The organism is Arenibacter sp. ARW7G5Y1 (assembly GCF_003201775.1).
Taxonomy (GTDB): domain Bacteria; phylum Bacteroidota; class Bacteroidia; order Flavobacteriales; family Flavobacteriaceae; genus Arenibacter.
Map to the genome: position 1 here is coordinate 1 of NZ_QJJZ01000037.1, position 5,634 is coordinate 5,634.

Here is a 5,634-nt window from a genome sequence, read left to right on the forward strand (position 1 = left end):
GAAAAGAAGAGAAACAAGTTCATTGATATATTGTAAAGACAGCGTGCCACATACCCGGTAACGGGGATGTGGCGCAGAGAAATAAATCGAAATAACGGGCCGGGAAAAATGCTTTTACGGGTTGATCGAAGTAATATAAGAATCAACGATGAAGAGTTTGATCCTGGCTCAGGATGAACGCTAGCGGCAGGCCTAACACATGCAAGTCGAGGGGCAGCGGGGATAAGCTTGCTTATCCGCCGGCGACCGGCGCACGGGTGCGCAACGCGTATAGAATCTGCCCTGTACTGGGGAATAGCCCAGAGAAATTTGGATTAATGCCCCATGGTATGTAGTAGTGGCATCACTATTGCATTAAAGGCTACGGTACAGGATGACTATGCGTCCCATTAGTTAGTTGGTAAGGTAACGGCTTACCAAGGCAGCGATGGGTAGGGGCCCTGAGAGGGGGATCCCCCACACTGGTACTGAGACACGGACCAGACTCCTACGGGAGGCAGCAGTGAGGAATATTGGACAATGGGCGGGAGCCTGATCCAGCCATGCCGCGTGCAGGAAGACGGTCCTATGGATTGTAAACTGCTTTTGTACGGGAAGAACAAGGGGCACGTGTGCCCTTCTGACGGTACCGTAAGAATAAGGATCGGCTAACTCCGTGCCAGCAGCCGCGGTAATACGGAGGATCCGAGCGTTATCCGGAATCATTGGGTTTAAAGGGTCCGTAGGCGGGCCATTAAGTCAGGGGTGAAAGTCTGCGGCTCAACCGTAGAATTGCCCTTGATACTGGTGGTCTTGAGTTATGGTGAAGTAACTAGAATATGTAGTGTAGCGGTGAAATGCATAGATATTACATAGAATACCGATTGCGAAGGCAGGTTACTAACCATATACTGACGCTGATGGACGAAAGCGTGGGGAGCGAACAGGATTAGATACCCTGGTAGTCCACGCCGTAAACGATGGATACTAGCTGTCCGGATGCAAATCTGGGCGGCCAAGCGAAAGTGATAAGTATCCCACCTGGGGAGTACGTCCGCAAGGATGAAACTCAAAGGAATTGACGGGGGCCCGCACAAGCGGTGGAGCATGTGGTTTAATTCGATGATACGCGAGGAACCTTACCAGGGCTTAAATGTGGTCTGACAGCTTTAGAGATAGAGTTTCCTTCGGGCAGATCACAAGGTGCTGCATGGTTGTCGTCAGCTCGTGCCGTGAGGTGTCAGGTTAAGTCCTATAACGAGCGCAACCCCTGCCGTTAGTTGCCAGCATGTAAAGATGGGGACTCTAACGGGACTGCCGGTGCAAACCGCGAGGAAGGTGGGGATGACGTCAAATCATCACGGCCCTTACGTCCTGGGCCACACACGTGCTACAATGGCCGGTACAGAGAGCAGCCATGCCGCAAGGCAGAGCGAATCTATAAAACCGGTCACAGTTCGGATCGGGGTCTGCAACTCGACCCCGTGAAGCTGGAATCGCTAGTAATCGGATATCAGCCATGATCCGGTGAATACGTTCCCGGGCCTTGTACACACCGCCCGTCAAGCCATGGAAGCCGGGAGTGCCTGAAGTCCGTCACCGCAAGGAGCGGCCTAGGGCAAGATCGGTAACTAGGGCTAAGTCGTAACAAGGTAGCCGTACCGGAAGGTGCGGCTGGAACACCTCCTTTCTAGAGAATTTGCCCGTCGGGGCTTTTTTCAGGGGCCCGTTTTTTCGATTTCTGTCTTTATGATTATAAAAACAAACTATAGTGAGTCTCATAGCTCAGCTGGTTAGAGCGCTACACTGATAATGTAGAGGTCGGCAGTTCGAGTCTGCCTGAGACTACAAAGTAGACGGGGTGCGGACGAGGAGTCCATGCCGCCAAGGGCGGTAGGTCTGCCCGGGACTACGGGGCCGGGGGTTTATGGAAAGTCCGGTGGACTTTTATGGCGATGGGGCCGGATGGCGCGTTGGCCTTTATGGGTCATGGTGTTCGTCTAAAAAAGAAGTAACACGTTCATTGATTGAAAATATTGAATAAGGAAATTCTAGGGGTTGAGTGACCGTTGTAAGTAATTGTTGACTGATAACTGTTGACTGATCACTGAGGACAAACGGGGGATTAGCTCAGCTGGCTAGAGCGCCTGCCTTGCACGCAGGAGGTCATCGGTTCGACTCCGATATTCTCCACTAAGGAGTTCACCACGCTACGGCGTGGTATTCTCCACATTGGCAATACATTGCCGTTGTCCCGGCCAAAGGCCGCAAAAGGGATGATTGGGATGGCCAAAACGTTCATTGACATATTGGGACAGGGTGCGCGAAAGATTCAGGTCTTGGCGCACGCTGAAAAAGAAACACGAAAGTAAAGTAAAGTACAAGTAAAGAGAGGGCCCTTCGGACGCTGCCGCGGAAGATGGGCCCGGAAATAGATTAAAAGGTCTGGCGACAAGCTGGATAAGGGCGTATGGGGAATGCCTAGGCTCTCAGAGGCGATGAAGGACGCGATAAGCTGCGAAAAGCTGCGGGGATCGGCACATACGATATGATCCGCAGGTATCCGAATGGGGCAACCCACTATATTGAAGGTATAGTACCCCGCAAGGGGGGCAAACCCGGTGAACTGAAACATCTAAGTAGCCGGAGGAGGAGAAAACAAAAGTGATTCCGTGAGTAGTGGCGAGCGAAAGCGGATTAGTCCAAACCGTATCTGTTTCGGCAGCTGCGGGGTTGTAGGACCGCGATATTCGATGTGGGATGAATCAGAACCCTTTGGAAAGAGGGACCGTAGAGGGTGATAGTCCCGTAAGAGCAAAGAACATTATCGATAGCGGTATCCTGAGTAGTGCGGGGCACGTGAAACCCTGTATGAATCCGGCGGGACCATCCGCCAAGACTAAATACTCCTGAGAGACCGATAGTGAACCAGTACCGTGAGGGAAAGGTGAAAAGAACCCTGAACAAGGGAGTGAAAAAGATCCTGAAACCATACGCCTACAAGCGGTCGGAGCCCCTTCGGGGGTGACGGCGTGCCTTTTGCATAATGAGCCTACGAGTTACTTTTACTGGCAAGGTTAAGCACTTCAGGTGCGGATCCGTAGCGAAAGCGAGTCTGAACAGGGCGAACGTAGTCAGTAGTAGTAGACGCGAAACCGTGTGATCTACCCATGGGCAGGTTGAAGCTGTGGTAACACACAGTGGAGGACCGAACCCGTTGACGTTGAAAAGTCTTGGGATGACCTGTGGGTAGGGGTGAAAGGCCAATCAAACTCGGAAATAGCTCGTACTCCCCGAAATGCATTTAGGTGCAGCGTGTACAAAGTTTTATAGAGGTAGAGCTACTGATTGGATGCGGGGGCTTCACCGCCTACCAATTCCTGACAAACTCCGAATGCTATAAAATGATTGTGCGCAGTGAGGGCATGGGTGCTAAGGTCCATGTCCGAGAGGGAAAGAACCCAGATCACCAGCTAAGGTCCCCAAGTATATACTAAGTTGATATAACGCGGTGGAACTGCATTGACAGCCAGGATGTTGGCTTGGAAGCAGCCATTCATTTAAAGAGTGCGTAACAGCTCACTGGTCGAGCGGTTCCGCATGGATAATAATCGGGCATAAGTATATCACCGAAGCTGTGACTTCTGTACTCGGTACAGAGGGGTAGGGGAGCATTGTAGTGCCGCTGAAGCTAGGCCGTAAGGCGTGGTGGAGGAGCTACAAACGAAAATGTAGGCATAAGTAACGATAATGCGGGCGAGAAACCCGCACGCCGAAAGACCAAGGTTTCCCCAGCTATGCTAATCAGCTGGGGGTCAGTCGGGACCTAACGCGAACCCGAAGGGGGTAGTGGATGGACAACAGATTAATATTTCTGTACCTGCTCACGTTAAAAGTGACGGGGATGTGGCGTTGGTGCGTACTGACGGAATAGTACGTTGAAGGGAGCGGTGACGCCCCGATAGTACACTGAGGCTCCGGCCAAGGTGATAATCCAGCTTAACATCCTCCGAGAAAACCAAGTGAAGCAGCCCGTACCGCAAACCGACACAGGTGGTTGGGATGAGTATTCTAAGGCGCTCGAGAGATTCATGGCTAAGGAACTAGGCAAAATAGACCCGTAACTTCGGGAGAAGGGTCGCCACGCTTCTAGCGTGGCCGCAGTGAAGAGGTCCAGGCGACTGTTTATCAAAAACACAGGGCTCTGCAAATTCGAGAGAAGAAGTATAGGGCCTGACACCTGCCCGGTGCTGGAAGGTTAAGAGGAGATGTCATCCGCAAGGAGAAGCATTGAATTGAAGCCCCAGTAAACGGCGGCCGTAACTATAACGGTCCTAAGGTAGCGAAATTCCTTGTCGGGTAAGTTCCGACCTGCACGAATGGTGCAACGATCTGGACACTGTCTCGGCCATGAGCTCGGTGAAATTGTAGTATCGGTGAAGATGCCGGTTACCCGCAGTGGGACGAAAAGACCCCGTGCACCTTTACTATAGCTTCGTATTGACCTTGGGCAACCAATGTGTAGGATAGCTGGGAGACTTTGAAGCTGCATCGCCAGGTGTGGTGGAGTCATTGTTGAAATACCAGCCTTTGTTTGTCCGGGGCCTAACTCCCTTATGGGAGGACAGTGCGTGGTGGGTAGTTTGACTGGGGTGGTCGCCTCCAAAAGAGTAACGGAGGCTTCTAAAGGTGCCCTCAATACGGTTGGCAATCGTGTGCAGAGTGCAATGGCACAAGGGCGCTTGACTGAGAGACATACAGGTCGACCAGGTACGAAAGTAGAGCATAGTGATCCGGTGGTTCCGCATGGAAGGGCCATCGCTCAAAGGATAAAAGGTACGCCGGGGATAACAGGCTGATCTCCCCCAAGAGCTCATATCGACGGGGGGGTTTGGCACCTCGATGTCGGCTCGTCACATCCTGGGGCTGGAGAAGGTCCCAAGGGTTGGGCTGTTCGCCCATTAAAGTGGCACGCGAGCTGGGTTCAGAACGTCGTGAGACAGTTCGGTCTCTATCTACTGCGGGCGTTAGAAATTTGAGTGGACCTGACCCTAGTACGAGAGGACCGGGTTGGACCGACCGCTGGTGCACCAGTTGTCCCGCCAGGGGCATTGCTGGGTAGCTATGTCGGGATGGGATAAGCGCTGAAAGCATATAAGCGCGAAACCCGCCACAAGATGAGATTTCTTTAAAGGGCCGTGGGAGATGACCACGTCGATAGGCCATAGGTGGAAGGGCAGCAATGTCCGTAGCCGAGTGGTACTAATTGCCCGTTGGCTTGCGCAAACGCCCTCCCGTGGGAGACCACGGGAGGCAACAAACCTTTTTTTTTAACAACAGTACGTGTACCTTACCTTATTTTAGTGCGACCGAAACGGCCGCCCTGTCCCATTATTATGTCATGTCCCGAGCTTGCGCGGCATCCGCTGCAGGTACCGGACATTAATTAAAGTATATACGATTTTAGGTGGCCATGGCGACGGGGCCCACCCCTTACCATTCCGAACAGGGAAGTTAAGCCCGTCTGCGCCGATGGTACTGCTACACCAAGTGGGAGAGTAGGCCGCCGCCTTTTTTTGAAAGCACTTGCCGTTTTTACGGTAGGTGCTTTTTTTTGTCCGAACTTTAATAAAAGGGCACGCCTTGGGCGTGATT

General features: G+C 52.3%; 2 tRNA genes and 3 rRNA genes. All 5 read left to right on the plus strand.

Features of this window, described 5'->3' with window-relative positions:
• Positions 1-145: 145 nt before the first annotated feature.
• Positions 146-1,669, plus strand: a 16S ribosomal RNA gene (locus C7972_RS23550).
• 84 nt (positions 1,670-1,753) lie between these two features.
• A tRNA-Ile gene (locus tag C7972_RS23555) sits at positions 1,754-1,827 on the plus strand.
• Positions 1,828-2,098: 271 nt separating this feature from the next.
• Positions 2,099-2,172 (plus strand) — tRNA-Ala (locus C7972_RS23560).
• 255 nt (positions 2,173-2,427) lie between these two features.
• A 23S ribosomal RNA gene (locus C7972_RS23565) occupies positions 2,428-5,265 on the plus strand.
• Positions 5,266-5,442: 177 nt separating this feature from the next.
• Positions 5,443-5,554, plus strand: a 5S ribosomal RNA gene (gene rrf, locus C7972_RS23570).
• The 16S, 23S and 5S rRNA genes sit together here with 2 tRNA genes alongside, the layout of an rRNA operon.
• Positions 5,555-5,634: the final 80 nt, after the last annotated feature.